Raw genomic sequence first — 23700 nt, 5'->3', positions numbered from 1 at the left:
TTAATTTTACCCCCAGGTAATCAATTTTCTATTGCTTTATTTAAGATGGAATCAGGAAATGGTGAATTTAAAACATCCTCAAACAAATGGAAATCTCTTTTGTTTAATAAAAGTTCAGTAATAGTCTCAACATCTTTAGGATCTAAATAATAATAGCCTTGCATGAAGTCACAACCTATTTCATTTAAAAAGAGGTGTTGGGAATTCTCTTCAACGCCCTTAGCTGTTACACATACCTCTAAATCATGCGCGAGGTTAACAATCGATTGTATGATTTTACGGCTTTTTGGATTTTTATCAATTTCTTGAATGAACTTTTGATCCATTTTTATCAAATCAATTGGAAACTCTGATAAATAATAAAGGGATGAGGGTCCAGTTCCAAAGTTATCAATTGAGATTTTAACGCCAATTTCCTTCAACTGTTTTAATTTAACTGCCGTTTCCTCAGGACTATGCATGAATAGACTTTCCGTAATTTCAAGCTCCAAGAATTGAGGTTCAACTTCATATTCTGTAAGAAGCTTTGCTAAATTTTGAACTAAATCATCTTGCTGAAAATGACTTTTCGATAAATTTACAGCAATTGCTATAGGGGGTAACCCCATATCTAACCACTTACGGAGCTGCTCGATTGCAGCTTTTAATACCCGATCACCTATGGTAGTATTTAAGCCATTTTCCTCTGCAATGGAAATGAATTCTTCTGGCTGAATAAGTTGTCCATCATGTGTTTGCATTCGAATTAAGGCTTCTAATCCTTGAATCCCACTTGATGGTTGAATTTTCGGCTGATAATGCAAGACAAATTCATTATTTTCAATAGCTTGTCTAAGGATCGAATTAAATTCCCAGCGTTGAAGTGATTGATTTCGTAAGTGAAATTCGAAGATCTGATAATCATTTTTAGTGTTGTGTTTCGCACAATACATAGCTAAATCAGCGTTTTTTATAAGTTCTTCAGCTTCAAACCCATGCAATGGAGCATACGCAGCTCCAACGCTCATTGTGACAAAAAACTCTTTTTGCTGTATTAAAAATGGCTTTTTAATATGATTCACTAATTCAGAACAACGTGAATCTAACGCATACTTCGAATCAATTGTTGGGATAGCTAATACAAACTCATCGCCCCCTAAACGAGCGAGGGTTTCACCAGGTTTTACGAGTTCTTGCAGGCGCATTGAAACCATTTTTAAAAATTCATCACCAGTTTGATGGCCTAATGTATCATTAATCATTTTAAAATTGTCCAGGTCAAATAATATAACAGTTGGCATTTGCAAATCAGTGCGGTCCGATAACATTCGAGTTAGTCTCTCGTTAAGAAGTCTACGGTTTGCCAAGCCTGTTAATGAATCGTGGTAAGCCATATGCGTAATCTTCTGTTCCACGTGTTTCCTTTGTGTGATATCGGTCCGAATCGCCACATACTGATAAGGTTTCCCGTGCTCATTTAGGAAAGGCACAATGGTCGTGTCTACCCAATACGATTCTCCGTTTCGATTTCGATTCTTTAATTCACCACGCCAAACCTTGCCGCAACTAATCGTATCCCACATTTCTTTGAAGAACTGTTTGGAATGATGTCCTGAGCTCGTAAAACTGTGTTTTTTACCAATTAAAACTTCACGAGAATAGCCAGAAATTTTGCAGAATGTTTCATTGGCATAAACGATTTCGCCATTCACATCCGTAATTGTTACTAAGGTGGATTCATCAAGTGCGAATTTTAAATCTGCTAAATGTCTTAACGTTTCTTTCAGTCGAGTTTCCGTTTTTCTTTGCATCGTTATATTTTGAGAAATACCACTAATTCGATTTTGAGTGATATGTGTTTCATGAATTGTCACAAGTACATGAATAATGGATGCTTTTGAATCAATTAGTTTGTATTCAAAGCTATCGATGTATTCGGTGACGGCGGCATGGAGTAAGTGGTGAAATCGATGCATTTTTCCTTGATCCTCGGGATGAACATAGCGTTCAATATAATCGGATAGAAAGAATTTATCGCTAATTTCACCCACTTGATACCCCATCATTTCAATATGTTCTGCACTTAAATTTAATATTCCAGTATCCAGTTCTAGTTCCCACACGCCCAATTTCGCCAGTTTTAATGCGGTTGAATATTTAGTCTCACTCATTGTTAAAGGAGCTGTTTCACTGATTGGTGATTGAATATCCATTTTCTTAAAATACCTCATCCCAGAGTTTTATGAATATAGTAATATTACCTATTATTTTCCGATAATGATGTGATAAAAGTCACAAATACGGCACTTTAAGTCAATTTATAAGTAAGAGGGAGGCTTCTAGAAAATCCTTATGGGATTCACCCAAATGAATGATTTGAATATGATGAATGGATAAGATAGGAGGGAACTCAAGACGTGAATCCGTTCAATTGTTGGTATACTTCTTGCTTTAGTTTGCAAGATCTTGGCTTACAAAATGAAATGCGATTGCTTTGGGAACAACATGTTTACTGGACTAAATCAGCTGTTCAAGCTTTAATTTTGAATTCGCCGAATAAAGAACAAGTACTCAATAGGTTGTTACGAAATGCAACCGATATGGGTACGATTTTAATTCCTTATTACGGAAAAGTGAGAGCAGATGAATATAGTGCTCTAATAAAGACTCATTTAACCATTGCGGCTGATTTGGTAGGTGCTGCAATTAAAGGCGATAATGAAGAGTTTGAAAAACTCAATAAAAAATGGCTACAAAACGCTGCGGATATCGCTCATTTTTGGAGTGCTATTAATCCATTTCTCTCACAAAGTGAAACCGAAGAAATGTTCATCAATCATTTAGATTTATTGAAAGCTGAAGTCGTCTACTTATTGCAAAAAGATTATACAGCTGCAATTGACTTATTTGATGAGATTGAAATTCAAGCCCTTCACATGGCAGATGAATTTTCATTAGCCATGATTAAACAGTTTTCGTATCCAGCCTATTATATGTAGACAAAAACCTTCCTTGTGAAGGTTTTTTAATTGGCATTTAAAAGAGATCGTATTGCGATATGCGAAATTAAATCTCTGTAACGCCACTAGTTACTTTAAACGCTAGATTATGAGTGATTACCGCTAATCTAACACTTGAACTCGCCATATTGACTAGCGATTCGCCCATATTATGTCACTATGCTTACCAGCAAAGCACTGATAAGTTTTGGATTCATGGCCAAGAGGAACTATATAGAGAGGGAGGGATTTGCGTGAAAACGGATGTGTTTATAACAGGTGGTGGAATTGGTGGACTCACTCTTGCTTTAAAGTTAGTTAAGGCAGGAATTGATGTCGTGATGGTGGAGAAATTACCGGGAAAGCAACCCGTTTATAAAGGGGAGTTATTACAACCCAAAAGCATGCAAATTTTCGATGGACTACAAGTATTTGAAGAGGTCACTTCTCAAGGGCAAATCATTGAAGTTCTCGATTTAATCGAGCTTTCTAAAACCCTTAAGGTAAAAGACCAATCATTTATGGATTATACGGTTATTCCGGGCAAGTACAATGCTGCCTACATGATTCATCATGAAGTGTTAAAGGGGATTATTCGAACGAAGGCTGAAAGCTATTCTAATTTCCATTACTTTAGTGGATCTTCTTGTAAATCCATTGACGGTAAGGTTGCGACTGTTCAAAAAGGGAAAGAACAATTTGACGTCGAAGCCTCATTTTTCATTGGAGCTGAAGGACGAGCTTCCGTAACTAGACAAGCAATGGGCCTTAAAGTTGAGCCGATAAAATACAATCATCATTTTATAACTGTTACCTTTCCAAGACCTACAAACTTTGTAGGAGGACAAATTTTCTCGAGTTATAACCGATTCTTAGGGTTATTTCCATTGCCGAATGATGAAGTACGTTCGGTTTATTTAATTCCAGCAGGGGATTACAAAAAAATTAAAGAAAAACCAATTGATCATTTTCACAAACTATATACAGAGCTTGCACCTTCGATCGATGGATACGTACAAAAATTAGTGGATTGGTCTAAAATTCAATTGATGATCCCGATTATGTATCATGCTGATACGTATGTAAGTGGCAACATGGCGATTATCGGAGATGCCGCACATGCTGTACACCCAATGGCTGGAGAAGGGATGAATATGGCTATTCAAGATGCTGATATTCTAGGTGAGTTACTGGTAGACATGTATAAACAACAAAAGTTAAATCCGGAAAATTTAAATCAATATGAAGCGGTTCGAAAAGAGCGCGCCGATTATTTAATCCAATTAAGTCATTTGTCTGCACTGGCTTATTCATTTCCATTTCAACCTGTAAGTTGGTTGCGAAGTAAAACGTTTGAGCGCATGGAGGAAGATCCGGTTCTTCATTTTAAACAAATGTTAAATGTTTCAGGTCTTGGTATGTGGAAAGAATCGGTTAGAGACCGTTTCATACAAGGCGGTATGATGCCAACTAGAAAGAAAGAGTTACCTAAAGAACAAAAGGAAATGAAACTTTTTACTGCAGAGGATGATTACCCATGGAAATGGCGTGGGCTCCGCTAGCACATCGGAAGGTTTATGTGAATCTGCTAACGTGTATGTAAATAGTAGAGATAAAAATGGGAGGAATTACGAATGATTGATGTTATGAAAATGCTTAGAGCGCGTATGTGGATGAAGCGAAATGTCCCATTTTTATATTCTTGGCATGCCTATGTAGGATATGAACTAGATTTATTTAAAGCGTTTGAACGAGGAGTTTCGATTGAAGACGTTGCTGATGCCTATCAAATTGATGAACAACTACTCAAACAATGGGTGAATGTCGGAGTGTCTATTGGACATTTAAAGGCAATGAGTCGTTCACGGTATCGCACAGGATCCATGTGGAAGTTGCCACGTCCAAAAGGTGAATCATCTTCAGGTGTTATATTAAAAGAAATGATGGAATTACATATACCGAGTCTACTTAATTATCCAGATATGATGAGAGAAAAAAAGAGAAATCATTTCGACTCCGATAAACATGCAGATACAGTTGCAAAAACGAGTCGTTTACTTGAGGTCATTGCACTTCCAAAAATGGCTAAGTTATTGAAACTAAACGAAGAACAACATGTTTTAGATATTGGGTGCGGTGAAGGTGGTTACATCAAACGACTGGCAGAACGTTTTCCAAAGTCTCATTTTCTTGGAATTGAAGTGAGTGAGACCGTGGCAAAAACTGCACAAAAAATGACTGAGTCGTTAGATAATGTGGAAATTGAACAAGCTGATTTATGGGAGTATGAACCGAATAAAAAGTTTGATACTATTTTCATGAACAATATTATTCATTATATTCCTGGGGAACAACGACAGGATTTATTTAATCGATTAAGTGAATGGTTGAAGGATGACGGCGTATTATCGGTCGTGACACCAATATCAGGTGGACAAAGTAATCCGCCATTTGTAGCAGCCTTTGATAGCTTTTTTCACTCCTTTGAAAATCTTCATTCATTACCAGAAAAAGAAGAGCTTGCTGAATGGGGAGAAAAAGCGGCATTAACCAACCTTGGCATTCAAACAGTTATTCGTGAAGGTAGCTGGTATATTGTGCAATACAAAAAAACCTCTAGTAACTAAACTAGAGGTTTTGGTATGTAGACATTTATGTTGATTTCCATTGTGGCGGACGCTTTCCGCAGGAGTCTTCAGAAATAGCCCACCACATTCCTACTAAATAGCATGCAGATTTATGTTTACAGAAGAGAATAGAGATGCAAATTTGATGTGCATAAATGATTGTTTAAGTAAGTATCTATTTAATTTCGTCTTTTATAACTTTCTACATGTTGAATATGAACACATTTGTAGGTGGAAATGATATTTGAAAAGTCTATATCCTTATATTATGTTTACTTTCAGATTTACTTGCATTCCTGTTGATTGGAATGGAGACGGCGACTCCGGCGGAATCAGCAAGAACTGAAGACCCTGGACTGAGCGCATGCGAGGGAAGCGGCTGAAGTCTTGCCCGCGGAAAGCGTCCGTCGTAATGAAAATCAACATTTTCTATCTGTCTACAAACTAAAACCTCTAGCCATTAAACTAGAGGTTTGTCTGTATAAATTATTTTCGTAATGAGCCAATTTCTGAAGCAATAGCTTGCATTTCACTTGGGCTGAAGGACTCGCGCTTCATAACCATTGTATATAAATAATGTAAATCTTCATAAGCTGACTCATCAAATGATTCGGCTCTCATAGCATCAACATTAACCATGCGAAGTTTTTCTTTTATTTGTTCAATCATGTATTCCACATTTTCTTGTGATGGTTGTGTTAAATTCATTTTTAATTCCTGCCTTTCAAACGGTATAGTTAATCATTTCATGATGAGCATAGAAAGTCAAATTGATGAGTACCATTGTTTTAATATGTACATACTTGGGTATATTAAAACACAATTGATTTTTACAAATAGGAGGTAATTTTTATGAAGGAAAGCATGTTAGTTAAAGGAATTTTATTTGGTGCAGTAGCAGGAGCGGGAATTAGTTTATTAGATCGTACTACACGTGAAGATGTGAAATACAGACTTAATAATTTATCATCAGATATTAAATATTATTCACAAAACCGTGAGGATTTTAAATTAAAATTACAAGAAAAAGCAGATAAAATACAATCTGTGTACAATCAATTTTCTCGTGACGCTCAATACCTATCAGGTAAAGTGGACGAGCTAAAAACACTATCTCCACAAGTTAAGACGTTAGTGACAGATACAAAAGAAGCTTTTGTGCATTCGAAAGAGGAGTACAAAACAATCGTGAAGGAAGAGGAAGAGTTCACTATGCCTGTTTTACCAGAGCATGTGTATGAAGAAAAAAATTCTCTATAGAAGGGATTTGGTTCCATGGAGAACGAAGACCAACCAATTAAACCAAGAGGAAGTCAAAAATCGAGTTCCTCTTTTAATTTTTTTAGTAAGCTAAAAATGATGCAATTTAAAAAGAAGAAGACAGATCCTGATTATCCTTTTGATGTTACCTCATCGAAAGGATTCTTTAAGGAATTACTTGCACGTATTCAACATGTTGATGTCACTGCACTTGGTGCGCAACTGGCCTTTTTCTTTTTACTTTCATTATTTCCTTTATTAATTTTTATGGTGACATTACTACCATATCTAAATCTACAAGAAGATCAGTTATTTAATATATTGCGTACATATGCTCCGGGAGAAGTATATACCTTAATTGATGGGACGTTAGATGAAGTTCTGTCAGATCGCAATGGGGGATTACTTTCAGTGGGTATTATAGCGACGATTTGGTCAGCATCAAATGGGATGAATGCTTTAATCAAATCTTTAAATCGGTCATATGATTTAGATGAAACAAGACCCTTCTTTATTGCAAGAGGGATCTCGGTAATTTTCACGTTATTACTTATTGTATTATTTGTAGTTGCACTCGCATTGCCGATATTTGGGGAACAGATTGGTACCTTCCTGTTTTCTTACTTAGGGTATGAGCAAGGATTCTTAGGTGTTTGGAATCAAGTTCGTTGGACGATTCCCCCAGTGATGATCTTTATTGTCTTTATGTTGCTTTACTGGATTGCACCGAATCGAAAATTGTACTTGAAGAGTGTCATTCCAGGTGCAATTTTTGCTACTGTAGGATGGATTGTTGTTTCTCTTGGTTTTTCTTTGTATGTTAGTAGCTTTGCTAATTATTCTGCTACTTATGGAAGTATCGGAGGAATTATTGTCTTGATGATGTGGTTGTATTTCTCAGGGACGATCTTGATGGTTGGTGGACAAATAAATGCAGTGATGCAAGAACGTAAAGAAAAAATAGCTATGAAAAAAGCAGGGGCCGTCATATGACAGCTCCTGCTTTTATACGTTTCGTTGAAGAAGTCTTAATCCATTCAATATAACAAGAATCGTACTACCTTCATGACCGAGTACTCCTAATGGCAAATTAATCACTTGGAAGAAATTACTTATGATTAATAAAACAATAACGGCAATAGAAAAAATGATGTTTTGCTTAACAATGCGATTCATTTTTCGAGATAAACGAATTGCAAAAGCAATGCGAGATAAATCATTTTTCATAAGAACCACATCAGCAGTTTCAAGTGCGACATCTGTACCGCCGCCCATTGCAATACCTGTGGTTGCAGTTGCAAGGGCTGGTGCATCATTAATGCCATCTCCAACCATGCCGACCGTACCGTATTTTTCTAAAAAACCTTTCAAGTGAATGACTTTTGTTTCCGGTAAACACTCTGCAAAATACGCATCTACGCCTGCTTCTTCCGCTATTGCTTTTGCTGTTCTTTCATTATCACCAGTGAGCATAATGGTGGTAATGCCTAATTTTTTCAACTCTTCAATTGCGACTTTAGATTCTTCGCGTACCGTATCCTTCATAGCTACAAGTGCGACAATTTCATTTTCATTGGCCATGAAAATAACGGTTTTACCTTCGTCTTCGAGAGATTGAGCAACCCCGTTGTTGAAGAGTTTTGCCTTTTCTTCTCCGACAAATTTTGGTTTACCTACTTTCCATTCAATCCCATCAATGGTTGCTTTAATTCCCCAACCGGCGATGTCTTCTATTTCAATCGATTGTTTAATAATTGTTCCTTGTAATTTAGAATATTGGACAATTGATTGGGCAAGAGGATGATTCGACTGTGCTTCAATGCTTGCTAGAAGACTGAGCACTTCACTTTCTGCATAACCTTCTGACACGAGGAAGTCGGTCACTTCGGGTTTGCCTTTAGTTAATGTACCTGTTTTATCAAGTGCGATTGCTTTCATATCCCCGACATTCTCTAAGTGAACCCCGCCTTTGAATAAAATCCCGCTCCGAGCTCCGTTCGATATTGCTGACAATGTTGCAGGCATGACGGAAGCTACTAAAGCACAAGGTGATGCTACTACAAGAAGCACCATTGCTCTGTAAAAAGTCGTGGTCCAGTCCCATCCAAATAGGAAGTGGGGGAGAAATAGCATAACCCCGACTGTGAATAAAACAATTTTCACATAGCGACTTTCGAATCGTTCGATGAATTGTTGCGACGGTGATTTTTCACTTTGTGCAGATTGAACTAAATCGATAATCTTTTGAAATAAGGACTCTGAATTCGGTTTGGTCATTTTGATGGTTAAGGAACCATTCATATTCACGGTACCTGCAAAAAGCTCGCTACCGGTTTGTTTTGTTACTGGGACAGATTCTCCGCTAATAGCAGCTTCATCAACATTTGAATGTCCTGTCATTACTATGCTATCAACAGGAATTCTTTCTCCAGGTTTAACGTAAAGAATATCTCCAACCTGCAAGTCTTTAACAAGCACTCTTTGAGATTGTCCAGAGGCATCCATTAACCAGGCTTCTTCGGGTTGTAATTTCATTAAAGCTGATATTTCACGCTGGCTTTTATTCATCGTATACGTTTCGAGGGCACCACTTAAGGCGAAAATAAATATGAGAATAGCGCCTTCTACCCAATAACCAATAATAGAAGATCCAATGGCAGCAAGAATCATCAGCAATTCCACATTTAGTTCTTTTTTGTGAATAGTAGCTTCAATTCCTTCTTTTGCTTTTGCGTAACCGCCTATAAAAAATGCAAGGAGAAAAAGAGTAATGGAAATTGCACTATCCCCATTTTTACCAAACAACCATGCGATGACAATTAAAACACCAGATAGAAGGGCTGCAATCAATTCAATATGCGGCAAAATTCTAGTGATAAAGAAAGACTGATTTTGTTGTTGAATGGCTTCCATGTGGCACCTCCTGATAATGATAGTCAATATCATATGTCCCATAATGTACGAAAAGCTGGCATTCCCCTAGGGAATACCAGCATTTTAAATGACAATTATTAGATTAGAATGATTATAACATAGAAATGTTTTCAAAGACAATAGCGTGAATTATTTATAGACGCGTTCGCTATATTGCGCTAATTTTTCAAGTGAAGATTTATCTACATCCGCGTGCAAACTATTTCCGTGAGAGTCCATTGTTACGACAGCGGTGAAATCTTCCACTCTTAAATGCCACATTGCTTCAGGAATCCCGAATTGCATAAGGTCTACTCCTTCAACGCCTTTAATGCAATCAGCATAGTACTGAGCTGCACCACCAATCGCATTTAAGTAAACGCCGCCATGTTCATTTAACGCCGCCAAAGTTTTTGGTCCCATGCCGCCTTTACCCATAACTGCACGAATCCCGAATTTCTTCATAATATCACCTTGGTAAGGCTCTTCACGAATCGATGTAGTAGGTCCAGCTGCTTTAATCTGCCAGTTACCTTCATCATCTTTCATAACAACAGGACCACAGTGATAAATAATTTGGCCGTTAAGGTCAAGAGGAGCATCATGATCTGACAAATATTTATGAATGGCATCGCGACCTGTGTACATCATGCCACTAATTTTAACAACATCACCAACTTGCAATTGACGAATTTCTTCTTCTGTAATTGGTGCACGAAGTTCAACAATTCGTGTTGCCGCTTCTTCAGCAGATTGGTCGGCTCCTTGATCTTTAAACTCAATTTTTTCTCCGTCTTGATAGTGCCATTCATTAATTTCACCAGTTGTTGGATTAATGTTGATTGCTAAACGACGATATGCCCAGCAATTATACGCAACTGAAACGAAGAAGCTAGCAGGAATACGATGCATGACACCAATTTTACAGCCAAGTAAAGTTGCTTCTCCACCGAATCCCATCGTGCCGATTCCAAGTGTATTTGCTTTTTCAACAATGTAATTTTCTAGTTCTGCTAATTGTGGATGTGGGTTAACATCTTCAACAGAGCGGAAAAGTTGTTCTTTCGCTAAATCATAACCTGATGCGCGATCTCCACCAATTCCAACGCCTATGAAGCCTGCAGAACATCCTTGTCCTTGCGCTTGATAGACAGAGTGAAGAATACACTTTCTAATTCCATCTAAGTCTCGACCAGCGCGTCCGATTCCTTCAAGTTCGGCAGGAAGACTATACTGTATATTTTTATTCTCACAGCCGCCACCTTTTAAGATGAGCTTCATTTCAATATAATCTTTTTCCCACTGTTCGAATTTCACAACTGGAACACCTTCTCCTAGGTTATCACCACTGTTTTCACCAGTTAAAGAATCCACAGCATTTGGGCGAAGTTTTGCATTTTTCGTAGCCGTTACGATAGCACGACGAATAGCCGCTTTAATTTCTAATTGATTCACACCTACAGGCGTTTTAATTTTAAATGTAGGCATTCCTGTATCTTGGCAAATGGGTGATACATTGTCATCAGCCATTTGTATATTATTTGTGATTGTATCTAAACTCATAGCCGCACGTGTGCCAGCATTTTCTGCAGCTTTCGCATTGCGTACTGCGCGACGGACATCTTTAGGTAAATTTGTTGATGTTTCTGTAATTAAATCATATATGCTTTTTTCTAGTGTTTCTAAGTACATGGTTTTGCCCCTCTCAATCATTCTCCAAATTGTTTTCATCATCTATTATACGCCTAAATAATCTTTTAAAAAAGGATAGGGGATGATAGATTAGTTGGCTATTGTAAATTAAACAATACGGACTGTTTTTATAGAGATCAATTCGTGCATCTCCACGCAAAGTCTAGAATTCCCCAGTTAAGATACAGGGATATAAAAAGGGGCTGTCCCTAAGTCACCAAATGACTTTTGAGACAACCACTTTGTTTTTTTATTTTGGACTGTTTTTAAATTGTTCCATTTTATCTTCTAAATCATCCATCATTGAAATTAGACGATCGATATCTTCCAATTTCGTTGTTTCTGGTTCGATTGAATCAAGCACTTCTAAAAAAATGTTCAAACGCTCTTTAAGATAAGTGACTTGTTGTTCTTTATCAGTAATTGATTTGCCCATTTTAAAACACCTCGCTTATTGTTTTCCATACTAGCGGATTTTTAATTCTTTATCAACTTCAGGTAGGACTTTAGAAATATTTTAATATTTAATGTATTTAGAATATTTACAAAATTCAATTAAGATGTTAAGGTTAACTTACTTCAACAAGAGAGGGGAGGCCGTAGTGAAAAGTCGAAACCATTCAAAAGTTTAAAAGGAGGGGGTTCGAACATTTCACCGGCACTATAAGCCGTGAATCGATATATGGATACTCAATTAGATAACAGCGATATTTAGAAGGCTCAGCCAACATCTGAAATCAGATATGGTCTGAGCCTTTGCTAATGGAATTACATAATCTCAAACGTTTCGTGTACGTCGATTGATTGGTCAACAGAACGAACCATCGAACAATTCTTCGTTGTTAAATTCATGGCCTTTTGTAATTTGCTTTGTTCGAGATTCGATCCTTTTAATTTAAAATGAATATGAACTTTTTCAAGTCGATTTGCTATTTCTTCATTTCTTACGACTTCTTTTACTTCGATTTCCATTTCCTCAATCGGCATCCTCATTTTCTCGCAAACTTTTTTTAATACGCCTCCACTACAACTAACCAATGATGAAACCAATAATTGATAAGGTCTAAAACCATAAGTTTCATTTGAAGAAATCGTAAGCTTTCCAAATTCAAGGTTTGTCTCAAAACCGTGTTCTGTCATGATATATTTCAACTTGTATTCCTCCCTTATGTTAAAATTGTATCGAATCTTAAAGGAATTGAACACGATTTTAACTTGAATAGAGGAGAGCATCATGAAGCAATTTACACCATCAGAAAAAAGAAGGTTTTGGATTTTAGTTACCATTGTGTCCATTTCCGGATTTTCACAAGGAATGTTACTTCCGCTCATATCAATTATTTTCGAACAGGATGGACTTTCTGCATCGTTAAACGGATTAAATGCAACAGGCTTATACATAGGAACGCTTTTAGTTTCCCCATTCATGGAACAGCCACTTCGTCGATTTGGTTATAAACCAATCATCATGATTGGTGGAATATTAGTATTTATGTCATTGCTTCTATTCCCATTATGGAAAAGTGTGATTTTTTGGTTTGTGCTTCGACTGTTTATTGGAATTGGAGACCATTTACTTCATTTTTCAACTCAAACTTGGATAACGAGTTTTTCGTCTAAAGAACGTTTAGGCCGAAACATTGCCCTTTATGGGCTGTCATTTGGAATTGGTTTTGCAGCTGGCCCATTATTTGTTCCGCTAATAAATATTTTTGAAGGCTTACCATTCATCGTTTCCGGTGTTTTATGTTTGTCAGCGTGGTCACTTGTTTTCTTACTTGATAATGATTTTCCTGGACATATGCATGAAACTTCTACGATGAGGGGGACATGGGCAAGGTTTGGCGCAACGATTGGATTTGCATGGGTAGCCTTTATTCCTCCGTTTAGTTACGGTTTTTTAGAGTCTAGTTTGCATGCCATTTTTCCTGTTTACGCCTTACGCAATCAGCTGGATGTAGGAAGTGTTTCGATTATTTTAGCTGCCTTTTCAACTGGAGGAATATTGTCTCAGTTACCACTTGGAGCATTAAGTGATCGAATCGGAAGGAAGAAAGTGGTGCTTCTTTCGTTATTCGGTGGTGCTTTTTCATTTAGTGCAGCTGCTGTGTTGGAAAATAACAGCTTGGCACTTATTGCGGCATTTCTAATAGCTGGCTTGTTTGTCGGATCTACTTTCTCTTTAGGGATTTCTTATATGGCTGATTTGACACCAAAGGCTTTATTACCCTCTGGAAATCTTTTATGCGGTATTTTCTTTAGTATTGGGAGTTTAACTGGGCCATTTATGGGAGGCGTCTTTTTAGAGTTCTTTAACCAGTTTAGTTTTTTATGGCTCATTTCTTTTGTGTTATTTGTCTTTAGTTTAATCAGTCTGATTACGCCAAAAAAACAGCAGATACTTTCGAGTTAGTCTCGAAGTAATCTGCTACTTTTTTATAACTCCTTAGCATTAAACGTATCACCGTCTTCAATCGTGCCTGATTCATATCCTTTTTTAAACCATCTCATACGTTGCTCAGACGTACCATGTGTGAAGCTTTCCGGTACGACATACCCTTGAGATTTCTTTTGAATATTGTCGTCACCAACTGCACTTGCTGCGGTAATTGCTTCTTCAACATCACCTGCTTCAAGATAACCTTGTCCTTCAGCGTACCTTGCAAAAACACCTGCATAGTAATCTGCTTGTAATTCTAATCTGACTAGGTATTGATTGAACTCTTCTTCACTTACTTGATTCCGCATGGCCATTACTTCTTTGTTTGTCCCTAGTAATGTTTGAACGTGATGTCCAACTTCATGCGCAATGACATAAGCCATTGCAAAATCACCAGGTGCTTCAAATTTTTGTCTTAATTCATCGTAAAAACTTAAGTCAATATATAGCTTGTAATCTCCTGGGCAATAAAACGGTCCTACTGCTGAACCGGCTGTACCACATGCAGATTCGACTTGGTTTGTATAAAGAACCATAACAGGCTCTTGGTATTCTTTGCCTTGCTCTTCAAAAAGTTCTGTCCAAACAGTTTCTGTATCAGCGAGAACAACTGAAACGAAATCGGCGAGTTCTTTTTCTTGTTCGGTCTCTTCATATGTTCCATTATCTGTTGTAGATGTATCGGTGATATTATTTAGGATGTCTCCAGGTCCTCCACCACCGATTAGTGTCATGATAATAACAATGACAAGACCAATACCGCCACCAGCTATTCCAACACCACCAATCCCTTTTCCTCTACGATCTTCAACATTTGCGCTTTGTCCTCGACCTCTCCACTTCATCAGAATTCCTCCGTCATTCGAATTTTCTATAATATAATTGCATAAACATTACTGTCTTTATTCCCTAGAAACAAAAAGTTCAATCCTCTTATAAATAAAAAAGAGAGTCAATTTCATAAAAAAATGTAAAATCCAAACAAAGTTGAATTTCGCTCCATGCGTACGCTTTCCGTGGGCACGGCTTCAATCTCCTCGTCACTTCGTTCCTGCGGGGCTTTCAGCACGTGCTGTTCCCACTGGAGTCGACGCCTTCCGCTCCAAACTACGATTTACTTAAATAATGAACGAACAATTCACATTGAAATCAATTAAAGATTCGTTTTATTATTTAAAGATTAATTATGAAGTTGATTCAAATAACAAAGAACTTGTTAATTTACAAATGAAGGATTTTTAATGAATTATTTAGTTGGAGATTACGCCCGTGAAATAAAAAACTGCAGACACCTTCTGAAAATCAGAGGTTGCCTACAGTTTCAGACACACTTTAAATGAGCGTGTCTCGGATATCGAATTATTTACGAACTAATAATGTGACGCTTTCAATTTGAGCTGTTTGAGGGAACATATCAACTGGTTGAATATATTCTATATCGTATACTTTGCGTAATTGACTCAAATCTTTCGCTAAAGTAGATGGGTTACAAGATGTGTAAACAAAACGTTTCGGTCTCACATTTATAATCATTTGCAATAAGCTATCTGCAAGCCCAGTACGTGGAGGATCGACAGTTAAAACATCAGGCACAAAACCTTCTGTACTCCATTTCGCCAGCCATTCTTCCGCTGTACCTGTTTCATAAGTTGCGTGAGTAAAGCCGTGTTTTTCTGCATTTTTCTTCGCGTCATAAATGCTATCGCCAATGACATCCATTCCACGAACTTCTTTTGCTTGATCAGCTAACCACAAACCAATTGTACCTACTCCACAATAAGCATCCACAACCGTTTCATTACCTGTTAAAGCTGCAGCGGACTTGATTTCATTATACAATCGTACGGTTTGAGAAGGGTTTAGTTGGAAGAAAGCACGTGCTGATAAATCAAATGACAGTTCACCTAATTTTTCATGCAATGTTTTTTTACCGTGAAGAACGATTGTACGATCGCCAAATATTAGTGACGTTTGTTTTGGATTGACGTTTTGGACAATTGACACGATTGCTGGATCAATTTCAGCTAATTTATCAATAATTAACTGACGCTTTGGCATTTCAGCTCGAGTCGTTACGAGAACTAATTGAATTTCGCCAGTTCGTAAACCGGTGCGAACAACAATTGTTCGAACAAGCCCATTCGGTGTTTTTCCGTCATAAATAGGAATTTGCAGCATTTCTAGAATGCGTTTTACTTCATTCGTCACGCGAGTGGTATCAGGATGTTGAACAATACACTCATCAATGTTTAGTAATTCATGTGTGCCTTCTGAGAAAAGACCAGCGTGTACTTTATTTCCATCTTTACGAACTTGGAATTGACTTTTGTTTCGGTACTGCCATGGGTTATCCATGCCAATCGTATCTCGAACTTCAATGTTTGGCGCTAAATCTCTTACGTATCGCTCCAGTGACTGAACGACCATATCGCGTTTTTCTACAAGTTGTTGTGCATATGTCATATGTTGTAACTGACACCCACCACAAGCCTCATAAATCGGGCAGGGAGCTTGTTGGCGATGGGGAGAAGATTTACGAATTTTAAGGATTTTCGCTTCCGCAAAAGTAGGTTTTACTAATTCTACTTGCGCAGTTACTTCTTCTCCGGGAAGTGCGCCTTTTACGAAGACTACATTTCGTTTAAAGTATCCAATTCCTTCGCCGTTAATGCCAAGCCTTTTAATCGTCAAAGGAAATTTTTGACCTACTTCAATAAGAGTTTGTTGAGACAAATTCATTCACGTCCTTTACTACTGGTGTCTACAGTATATAGGACACGGGAGTTAATGGAAAGACAAGGGGGAATCATCGTTTTTATTTACAAGCGATTCTAAGGACTCAAATGTGTACCCTTTCTTTTTTGCATCTCGAATAAAATCAGGGAGTGCCTCGGCATTATCTGGTGAAACAGTATGCATCAAGATAATCGCTCCAGGATGAATTTGATTCATCAAATGGTGATAGGCATAAGCTTTTCCTTGAGGTCGGTCTGCGTACCAATCAACAAAAGCAACTGACCAAAACATATGTCTGTATCCCAGTTCGTTCCCATAAGCGAGTAACTTTTCGCTAAATACACCTTCTGGTGGGCGAGCGAAACGTGTTCTCTTAATTCCTGTTTCTTCTTTTAGCAGCTGATCAAACTTATGCCATTCCTCTTTCATGCGTTCTTCTGATAAATTTGCCATATTCGGATGATCATAAGAATGATTCCCGATTTCGTGACCTTCATCAATCATACGTTTGACTAAGTCTTTAGCACTTTTAACATAATGACCTGTTAAAAAGAAAGTAGCAGGTACTTTTTCTTTCTTTAGTGCATCTAATATTGGCGCGGTGTGTCCATTCTCGTATCCATTGTCAAAAGTTAAATACATGACTTTGTCTGTGTCATTCCCTTTATAAAAAGCACCATGTTTTTTTAATAGCTGGTCAAATGCACTTCCTGCTTGTGCTTGTTGCTCTTGTGAACCCTTTTTGAAGCCCCAATTAAGTGATTCCGCTTCAGCTTGGAATGGATTAACAACTATTCCGATTAGTAAAATGGAACATGCGGCGACGATTCCTAAAATATGATTTTTCCACATAAAAACGCAACCTTTCTTTTTAGATAGGTTGCGTTTTCCATATCGAATTATGCGTAAATGTTTTGTAATGCTTGTTTTAAATGAGGGTAATTAAACGAAAAGCCGTTGGTTAATAATTTATCAGGCATAACACGTTGACCTTCTAAAACTAGTTGACTCTTATCACCAAGTGCCAGTTTTAATGCAAATGCAGGAACAGGAATCCAATGTGGTCGATGTAATACTTCGCCTAATATTTTTCCAAATTCATTCATTTGTTTTGGATCTGGAGCGGTCACATTAAACGGTCCTTTAATCGATTCATTCTCAATGGCATATAGAAGTGCTGCAGCTACATCTGAAACATGTACCCATGAGACCCATTGTTTACCTGAGCCTACTTGTCCGCCAACACCCATTTTATATGGTAAAGCCATAAGTGGAAGTGCGCCTTCTTCTTTACCTAAAATGATGCCAAATCGACCATATGCAACTCTAGTTCCATGCTGTTCCGCTTCATCTGCTTTTTTCTCCCAGTCTTCTACTGTTTTTGCAAGAAAGTCAGAACCTCGAGCTTCGGATTGTTCTGTATATAATGCATGTTCAGAAGGTGGGTAAATACCTATCGCACTTGCGTTAACTAGAACGGACGGTTTCTTTTCGACTTGATTGATAATGCGAAGCACTTCATCCGTTGCTTTCATTCGACTATCGTAAATTTTGTCTTTTTGTTCTTGTGTCCATCGGCCTTCATTAATGGACGCGCCAGCTAGGTTAACCCAAGCATCAATGTCTTGTAGATGGTTTTCAGGCTCAGAACCATCCGTTAACCATTGAACCATTTTTACTGACCCTTTTGAAGGGCGATCAGATCGAGTAAGAATAAAAACTTCATGACCTTTATTCACTAGAAGGGAAGATAATTCATTGCCAACGAATCCACTTCCACCTGTAATGGCGATTTTCATTAAAACTCCTCCTCTACTAAACATGTTATGCCTATATTACCCTTTCTTATCGAAGTGTACTCAAATGAATGTGCCAATAAATATGTGTATACTAGATAAGAACAGATTATGGGGTGAAATCATTGCCAATAATATCAAAAATCACACGTCAAAAAAACAATCCTGAACGTTACAATATTTTTATAGATGAAGTTTATGCTTTTGCTGTGGATGAATCACTTATCGTGAAATACCAATTGTCTAAAGGGAAAGATGTAGAAGATTGGGAGCGCGATGAAATTGTTTTTGATGATGAAGTTCGAAAAGCATTTAATAAGTCATTGCACTATTTAAGCTTTCGCATGCGAAGTGAGTATGAAGTAAAAAAGAAATTACTTGATGCAGAATATGGGGAAGCAGTTGTATTAGAAGCCATCCAAAAATTGCATTCTCTTGGATTTTTGAACGATGAATCGTTTTCAAAGGCTTTATTGGAAACACAAAAGAAAACGGGGAAAAAAGGTCCACGTGCAATTCAACAGGAATTAAAGAAAAAAGGCATCGACAAAAAACTTCAAAAGGAAGTGCTGGATACGTATACAGAAGAAGATCAAACTCAAATTGCACAAGCCTTAGCCGAAAAAATCGCGAACCAACAATCATCAAAAACACCACGACAAGTGAAGCAAAAAATTCAAGATACTTTGTTGCGCAAAGGATATTCCTATGACATTATTAGCAAAGCAATTGCCGAAATTGAATTTGAAACAGAGCAAGAAGAATGGGAAGAGATGATCGCCAAACAAGGTGATAAAATTTGGACCAAAGTTTCCTCTAAATTCACAGGATATGATCGTAAAAATAGAGTAAAACAAGCTTTGTATCAAAAGGGTTTTCCTTCTGACCAAATTGATATGTTTATTGAAAAAAAGGAGTTCGAAGAAGATGGAGACTGAAAAAAAGTATAGTTATATGTCGGAGAATGAACTTCGACAAACGATTGCTAATTTGTTAGAAAAGGCTAGGAAAGCTAGTCAGCTTGGACATGTTAATGAGTTTGCTGTTTATGAAAGAAAAGCAATCATGGCACAAGCATATTTAGTAGATCCAAATGATATTAAGCCGGGTGAAATGTATCGAATTGAAGGGGATCCAGGTGTATTCTTTCAAGTGGATTACCTAAAAGGTCGTTTCGCATGGGGCTATCGTTTAGGCGGAGAAAAACATACAGAAGCGTTACCAATTTCAATGTTAAAACCTTTGAAGGAGGGCAAATAACATGCAAGATAAAATCGATTCACTAGTGGAAGAACTAGCTTCAAAAAACGAAAATTTATCAGCAGGACGTGCACGAGTTTGGATTGAGTTATTATGGTCAGACTTTGAGTCATCTTATGCTAAAGCCGGATATGATTATAAGGGTGCTGAAGTGACCGAAAAAGTAATTCGTCAATGGATCACCAGTTATGGAGATCGTATTCATGAATTTGCAGGGAATAATCCGAAATATGCTTATTTATTAAAAATGGATGATGATTTAATTCAATAGTAGCGTAATTACTACAATTAAAAAGGACACGACCAATATTGCGTCGTGTCCTTTTTGTTTTTAATCAGTTGGGCATAAAGTCTAACTTTTTATGAAGTTTGTCTTCACTGAAAATCCATCCTGTATATGAGTTGATAATTTCTAGCTCTTCATTTAAATGAGCAACCGCAACGAATGGGTAATAGTCATTGCTTCGATAACGTAAGTCAATTAGTCGAACCTCAGTAACATGGTCGTGTTCGGTAATTTCCCAACGATAGATTGGTGAAAATGATGTGAATGCTTGTAAGTTTTTATCTTTTAAAGCAGCTTTGACGAGTGGAGAGTCAGGGATATCGATTCGGTCAAAGCGATCGTAAATATTAATGGAACGCCCATAAGCTCGTCCTACATAATGATGTGTTTTAGAAATTGCTGCGATTCTCCATTGGAAGAACTTAATCGTTGGTGCGATGATGATTTCTTCAGCGCTAGGAATTGTATTCTTAACGGCATGTCTTACAGCTGCTTGAACCGCAAACCTTATCAAATAATAAACAACAATAATCGAGTACATGAGTAGCATGGTGTAAACCGGATTAGATCCGAATGCCCAAAATAGCAAGCCCACGACATGCAAGGCGAATATGGTCGGGTCGAATGTATTGATGACCCCTAATGCAACCCACTTATTAGAAAATGGTCGTAATGCCTGGGTTCCATAGGAATTGAAGATATCTACAAAGACATGTAAGAAAACTGCCAAGAACGTCCATAACCATAAGTGTAAAAAGTCCGCCCCGGGAACAAAGAAATGTATAGTTCCAGCTATCGCGACTGGCCAAAGTAAGACCGCAGGAATTGAGTGAGTGATGCCGCGATGATGTCTAATGTATACTGCGTTGTTTCTTAATTTGAGAACCGTATCAACATCAGGTGCTTGGGAACCAATAATGGTACCGGCCATTACAGCAGTTGCTGTCACCGAATGATTTGCTACCACTGGGTCAATCATTGCTAGTCCACCCAAGGCGATCCCCATGACAATATGTGTGCCAGTATCCATCTTTATCAACTCCTTATGTAATTCGAAATTTATTTTGTAGTAGAGATTTCGGTAGGAAGAATGAGTTAACATTCAAAAAGTAATTTAATATTTGTATTGGTGCATATCAGCTTTCAATCTAATAATTTGTTCAGTGGAGCGTAAGGCGGCGACTCCAGCGGGAAAAGCGCGTCCAGGTGAGACCCCGCAGTGAGCTATGCGAATGAGGAGGCTCACGGACCGCCCGCGGAAAGCGTCCGCCTGAAGCGAAACAACAACACTTAATAGGTTACATATTTTTATTTAAGAATGTTAACCTATATCAAAAAGGTGTTAAATATGAATTGAACTCAATTATAAAAAAAGATTATTTTTGTTTATTATGATTTAAATTTGATAAGATAACAACGAGAAACAGTCATTCAATTGACTCGTTCATTATATACCCTTAACTTATTGTCCTTAATCAAATGAATGTAGGTGTTTTTTTGAATCAAACATTAAAGGAATCATTTCGTCAGTCACTGATCGAGTGGTATTTAGCTGAAAAACGGGATTTACCATGGAGACGAACTCATGACCCTTATAAAATATGGGTATCCGAAATTATGTTGCAACAAACACGAGTAGATACAGTCATTCCTTACTATGAACGATTTATTGAAGCTTTTCCCACTCTTGAAGACTTAGCATCTGCAGAAGAAGAAAAATTATTAAAGCAATGGGAAGGACTCGGATACTATTCGCGAGTTCGGAATTTACAAGCTGGAGTGAAAGAAGTTCAAGTAAAATACAACAGTGTAGTTCCGCAAACACGTGAAGAAATATCTTCACTAAAAGGCGTAGGTCCGTACACTGCGGGTGCTATTTTAAGTATTGCCTATCAGAAACCAGAACATGCAGTGGACGGGAACGTCATGAGAGTTTTATCACGTGTGTTGTTAATAAAGGAAGATATCGCCAAACCTAAAACGAGAAAAGTTTTTGAAGAGGCTGTCAAAGAATTAATTGATCCGATTGATCCTTCTTCTTTTAATCAAGGATTGATGGAACTCGGTGCCACCATTTGTACGCCAACTTCTCCAAAGTGTTTACTATGTCCTGTCCGTGAAAACTGTGCAGCATTCTTTGCAGGAGAACAACACAATCTACCAATAAAAACAAAAAATAAAAAAACAAAATCGCTGCAGTATGATGTATTTATCATTCAAAATGAAAACGGCGAATTTTTAATGGAGAAAAGACCTTCGAGTGGTTTGCTCGCAAATTTATGGCAATTCCCAATGGTCGAAAAGGTTACTATAGAAGATGCAAACATTCCGTTAATGCAGGAAAGATACGGTATTTATTTCACAAAAGAAAATGAATTAGGACCTTTAAAACATATCTTTTCTCATTTAACATGGAATATGAATACTCTATCTGGACAAGGAGTAGTGGATTTGGGGATTCCATCGTCCTGTAAATGGTTAACTATAGAAGAAGTGAACACGGTACCGATGCCTGTACCCATGCTAAAAATGTGGCAGGTTTTTCAAGAAAGGGGATTTGAAAATGACAACAAATAAAGTAGCACTTGTAACTGGTAGTAGTAGAGGTTTAGGAAAAGCATTAGCGATTGAGCTAGCTAAAAACGGATATGATATTGTCGTGAACTATGCACGCAGTAAAACAGCAGCACTTGAAACAGTAAAAGAAATTGAGGCACTTGGTCAAAAAGCACTTCTTGTTCGAGCGAACGTTGGCGATATCGAAAAACTAAAAGCAATGTTCGAAACTATCCGTGAAGAGTTTGGACGTTTAGATGTGTTTGTTAGTAATGCAGCTTCAGGTGTTCTTCGTCCTGTCATGGAACTTGAAGAATCACATTGGGACTGGACGATGAATATTAATGCAAAAGCTATGTTATTTGGAGCACAAGAGGCTGCCAAATTAATGGACAAGGGTGGGAAAATTGTTGGGATTAGTTCTCTTGGTTCAATTCGATACCTAGAAAATTATACAACTGTAGGTGTTTCCAAAGCGGCAATTGAATCGATTACACGATACCTTGCTGTCGAGTTAGCGCAAAAAGGAATTGCTGTTAATACGGTTTCAGGTGGAGCGTTAGACACGGATGCATTAAAGCATTTCCCTAATCGCGAAGAATTACTTGACGATGCTCGAAAAAATACTCCTGCTGGTCGTATGGTTGAAATTGAAGATATGGTTAAGACTGCGATGTTCCTTATTTCAGATGACTCTGATATGATTCGAGGGCAAACAATTATTGTGGATGGTGGACGTTCAATCGTCATGTAAGAAAAAATTTCCTGTGAATATTATTGCCTTTCGTGCACATCTTAATGAGCACGGAGGTGAAAAATCCATGGCAAACAAAAACAACAGCAACCAACCAACTAACGCAAATAACGTTAGACAACAAAACCAACAATCAGAAATGAAAAAACAATATGCTTCTGGTACTCCAGGAACTTATGGTCAAACTGAGTTTGGTACTGAAACAGATGTAACTGAAGTAAAACGCCAAAACCAACAATCTGCTCAAAAGAAAAATGGAGCAGCAAACCGCACAAACCAAACGAAATAATGGATTAGAAACCACCGGTCAGCGAGGGCATTAGCCTTCGCTGATTTTTTTTGCTATAGTTTTATACATTGGATTGTTATAATGGGGACATAACAACAAACTGTATATAATTG

23 protein-coding genes are annotated in these 23700 nt (G+C 37.6%); 12 read left to right on the top strand and 11 right to left on the bottom strand.

Features of this window, described 5'->3' with window-relative positions; genetic code table 11:
* Positions 1–20: 20 nt before the first annotated feature.
* A complete protein-coding gene (locus AC3EA5_RS08945; RefSeq protein ID WP_488608011.1) occupies positions 21–2192 on the bottom strand; it encodes a sensor domain-containing protein in 2172 nt (723 codons plus the stop codon).
* Positions 2193–2396: 204 nt separating this feature from the next.
* Here AC3EA5_RS08945 and AC3EA5_RS08940 point away from each other — a divergent pair, with 204 nt between their 5' ends.
* The 3 genes from AC3EA5_RS08940 to AC3EA5_RS08930 all read left to right on the top strand — a co-directional run bounded on the left by AC3EA5_RS08940 (position 2397) and on the right by AC3EA5_RS08930 (position 5605).
* Positions 2397–2978, top strand: a complete 582-nt coding sequence (locus AC3EA5_RS08940; protein WP_488608010.1) for an acetylglutamate kinase — start codon at positions 2397–2399, stop codon at positions 2976–2978.
* Positions 2979–3232: 254 nt separating this feature from the next.
* Positions 3233–4540, top strand: coding sequence for an FAD-dependent oxidoreductase (locus AC3EA5_RS08935; protein WP_488608009.1), 1308 nt, complete (start codon positions 3233–3235; stop codon positions 4538–4540).
* 72 nt (positions 4541–4612) lie between these two features.
* Positions 4613–5605 (top strand): class I SAM-dependent methyltransferase, encoded by a 993-nt coding sequence (locus tag AC3EA5_RS08930; protein WP_488608008.1) that lies wholly within the window; start codon positions 4613–4615, stop codon positions 5603–5605.
* A gap of 486 nt (positions 5606–6091) precedes the next feature.
* Here AC3EA5_RS08930 and AC3EA5_RS08925 read toward each other — a convergent pair whose 3' ends face one another.
* Positions 6092–6313: a DUF1128 domain-containing protein gene (locus tag AC3EA5_RS08925; protein ID WP_394189024.1), complete on the bottom strand. Its 222-nt coding sequence runs from the start codon at positions 6311–6313 to the stop codon at positions 6092–6094.
* 144 nt (positions 6314–6457) lie between these two features.
* Between AC3EA5_RS08925 and AC3EA5_RS08920 the strand changes: the two genes are divergently transcribed.
* Both AC3EA5_RS08920 and AC3EA5_RS08915 read left to right on the top strand, forming a co-directional pair.
* Complete coding sequence (locus AC3EA5_RS08920) at positions 6458–6865, top strand: YtxH domain-containing protein (protein WP_488608007.1); 408 nt, start codon at positions 6458–6460, stop codon at positions 6863–6865.
* Positions 6866–6880: 15 nt separating this feature from the next.
* Positions 6881–7858: a YihY/virulence factor BrkB family protein gene (locus tag AC3EA5_RS08915; protein ID WP_488608006.1), complete on the top strand. Its 978-nt coding sequence runs from the start codon at positions 6881–6883 to the stop codon at positions 7856–7858.
* A 12-nt stretch (positions 7859–7870) separates the two neighbouring features.
* On the opposite strand, the gene AC3EA5_RS08910 is transcribed toward AC3EA5_RS08915, so the two are convergent.
* The 4 genes from AC3EA5_RS08910 to AC3EA5_RS08895 form a co-directional block, all read right to left on the bottom strand.
* Positions 7871–9778, bottom strand: a complete 1908-nt coding sequence (locus AC3EA5_RS08910; protein ID WP_488608005.1) for a heavy metal translocating P-type ATPase — start codon at positions 9776–9778, stop codon at positions 7871–7873.
* A 150-nt stretch (positions 9779–9928) separates the two neighbouring features.
* Positions 9929–11470, bottom strand: a complete 1542-nt coding sequence (locus AC3EA5_RS08905) for a fumarate hydratase (protein ID WP_488608206.1) — start codon at positions 11468–11470, stop codon at positions 9929–9931.
* 250 nt (positions 11471–11720) lie between these two features.
* Positions 11721–11906, bottom strand: coding sequence for an SE1561 family protein (locus AC3EA5_RS08900; RefSeq protein WP_394189032.1), 186 nt, complete (start codon positions 11904–11906; stop codon positions 11721–11723).
* Positions 11907–12238: 332 nt separating this feature from the next.
* Complete coding sequence (locus tag AC3EA5_RS08895; protein ID WP_488608004.1) at positions 12239–12622, bottom strand: OsmC family protein; 384 nt, start codon at positions 12620–12622, stop codon at positions 12239–12241.
* 82 nt (positions 12623–12704) lie between these two features.
* Here AC3EA5_RS08895 and AC3EA5_RS08890 point away from each other — a divergent pair, with 82 nt between their 5' ends.
* Complete coding sequence (locus AC3EA5_RS08890; protein ID WP_488608003.1) at positions 12705–13883, top strand: MFS transporter; 1179 nt, start codon at positions 12705–12707, stop codon at positions 13881–13883.
* 23 nt (positions 13884–13906) lie between these two features.
* On the opposite strand, the gene ypfJ is transcribed toward AC3EA5_RS08890, so the two are convergent.
* From ypfJ to AC3EA5_RS08870, 4 genes are all read right to left on the bottom strand, one after another.
* Positions 13907–14755: a KPN_02809 family neutral zinc metallopeptidase gene (gene ypfJ / locus AC3EA5_RS08885; protein WP_488608002.1), complete on the bottom strand. Its 849-nt coding sequence runs from the start codon at positions 14753–14755 to the stop codon at positions 13907–13909.
* A 514-nt stretch (positions 14756–15269) separates the two neighbouring features.
* Positions 15270–16643 carry a 23S rRNA (uracil(1939)-C(5))-methyltransferase RlmD gene (gene rlmD, locus AC3EA5_RS08880; RefSeq protein ID WP_488608001.1) on the bottom strand — a complete coding sequence of 458 codons (1374 nt, stop codon included), beginning with the start codon at positions 16641–16643 and terminating at the stop codon, positions 15270–15272.
* A gap of 51 nt (positions 16644–16694) precedes the next feature.
* The gene (gene pdaA, locus AC3EA5_RS08875) at positions 16695–17498 is read right to left on the bottom strand and encodes a delta-lactam-biosynthetic de-N-acetylase (RefSeq protein ID WP_488608000.1); all 804 of its coding nucleotides are present in this window, start codon (positions 17496–17498) and stop codon (positions 16695–16697) included.
* A 47-nt stretch (positions 17499–17545) separates the two neighbouring features.
* Positions 17546–18445, bottom strand: a complete 900-nt coding sequence (locus AC3EA5_RS08870; protein ID WP_488607999.1) for a TIGR01777 family oxidoreductase — start codon at positions 18443–18445, stop codon at positions 17546–17548.
* A gap of 122 nt (positions 18446–18567) precedes the next feature.
* Between AC3EA5_RS08870 and recX the strand changes: the two genes are divergently transcribed.
* From recX to AC3EA5_RS08855, 3 genes are read left to right on the top strand one after another with little or no spacing between them, the layout of a single operon-like run.
* Positions 18568–19380: a recombination regulator RecX gene (gene recX, locus AC3EA5_RS08865; RefSeq protein ID WP_488607998.1), complete on the top strand. Its 813-nt coding sequence runs from the start codon at positions 18568–18570 to the stop codon at positions 19378–19380.
* Positions 19370–19702, top strand: coding sequence for a YfhH family protein (locus tag AC3EA5_RS08860; protein ID WP_394189048.1), 333 nt, complete (start codon positions 19370–19372; stop codon positions 19700–19702). Before recX ends, AC3EA5_RS08860 begins: the two co-directional genes overlap by 11 nt.
* Position 19703: 1 nt before the next feature.
* On the top strand, positions 19704–19973 hold the full coding sequence (locus tag AC3EA5_RS08855; protein ID WP_488607997.1) for a YfhJ family protein: 270 nt from the start codon (positions 19704–19706) through the stop codon (positions 19971–19973).
* 64 nt (positions 19974–20037) lie between these two features.
* On the opposite strand, the gene AC3EA5_RS08850 is transcribed toward AC3EA5_RS08855, so the two are convergent.
* The gene (locus tag AC3EA5_RS08850; protein ID WP_488607996.1) at positions 20038–21018 is read right to left on the bottom strand and encodes a metal-dependent hydrolase; all 981 of its coding nucleotides are present in this window, start codon (positions 21016–21018) and stop codon (positions 20038–20040) included.
* Between the two features lie 449 nt (positions 21019–21467).
* Between AC3EA5_RS08850 and mutY the strand changes: the two genes are divergently transcribed.
* The 3 genes from mutY (at position 21468) to AC3EA5_RS08835 (ending at position 23587) form a co-directional block, all read left to right on the top strand.
* Positions 21468–22565 (top strand): A/G-specific adenine glycosylase, encoded by a 1098-nt coding sequence (mutY, locus tag AC3EA5_RS08845; RefSeq protein ID WP_488607995.1) that lies wholly within the window; start codon positions 21468–21470, stop codon positions 22563–22565.
* The gene (gene fabL, locus AC3EA5_RS08840; RefSeq protein WP_488607994.1) at positions 22552–23298 is read left to right on the top strand and encodes an enoyl-[acyl-carrier-protein] reductase FabL; all 747 of its coding nucleotides are present in this window, start codon (positions 22552–22554) and stop codon (positions 23296–23298) included. The genes mutY and fabL overlap by 14 nt, the downstream gene beginning before the upstream one ends.
* Before the next feature lie 67 nt (positions 23299–23365).
* Positions 23366–23587, top strand: a complete 222-nt coding sequence (locus AC3EA5_RS08835; protein WP_488607993.1) for a gamma-type small acid-soluble spore protein — start codon at positions 23366–23368, stop codon at positions 23585–23587.
* Positions 23588–23700 lie beyond the last annotated feature (113 nt).

Source organism: Paenisporosarcina sp. (assembly GCF_057785155.1).
The sequence above is the reverse complement of the archived record's forward strand: the minus strand, read 5'-3'. Positions and strand labels throughout refer to the sequence as shown.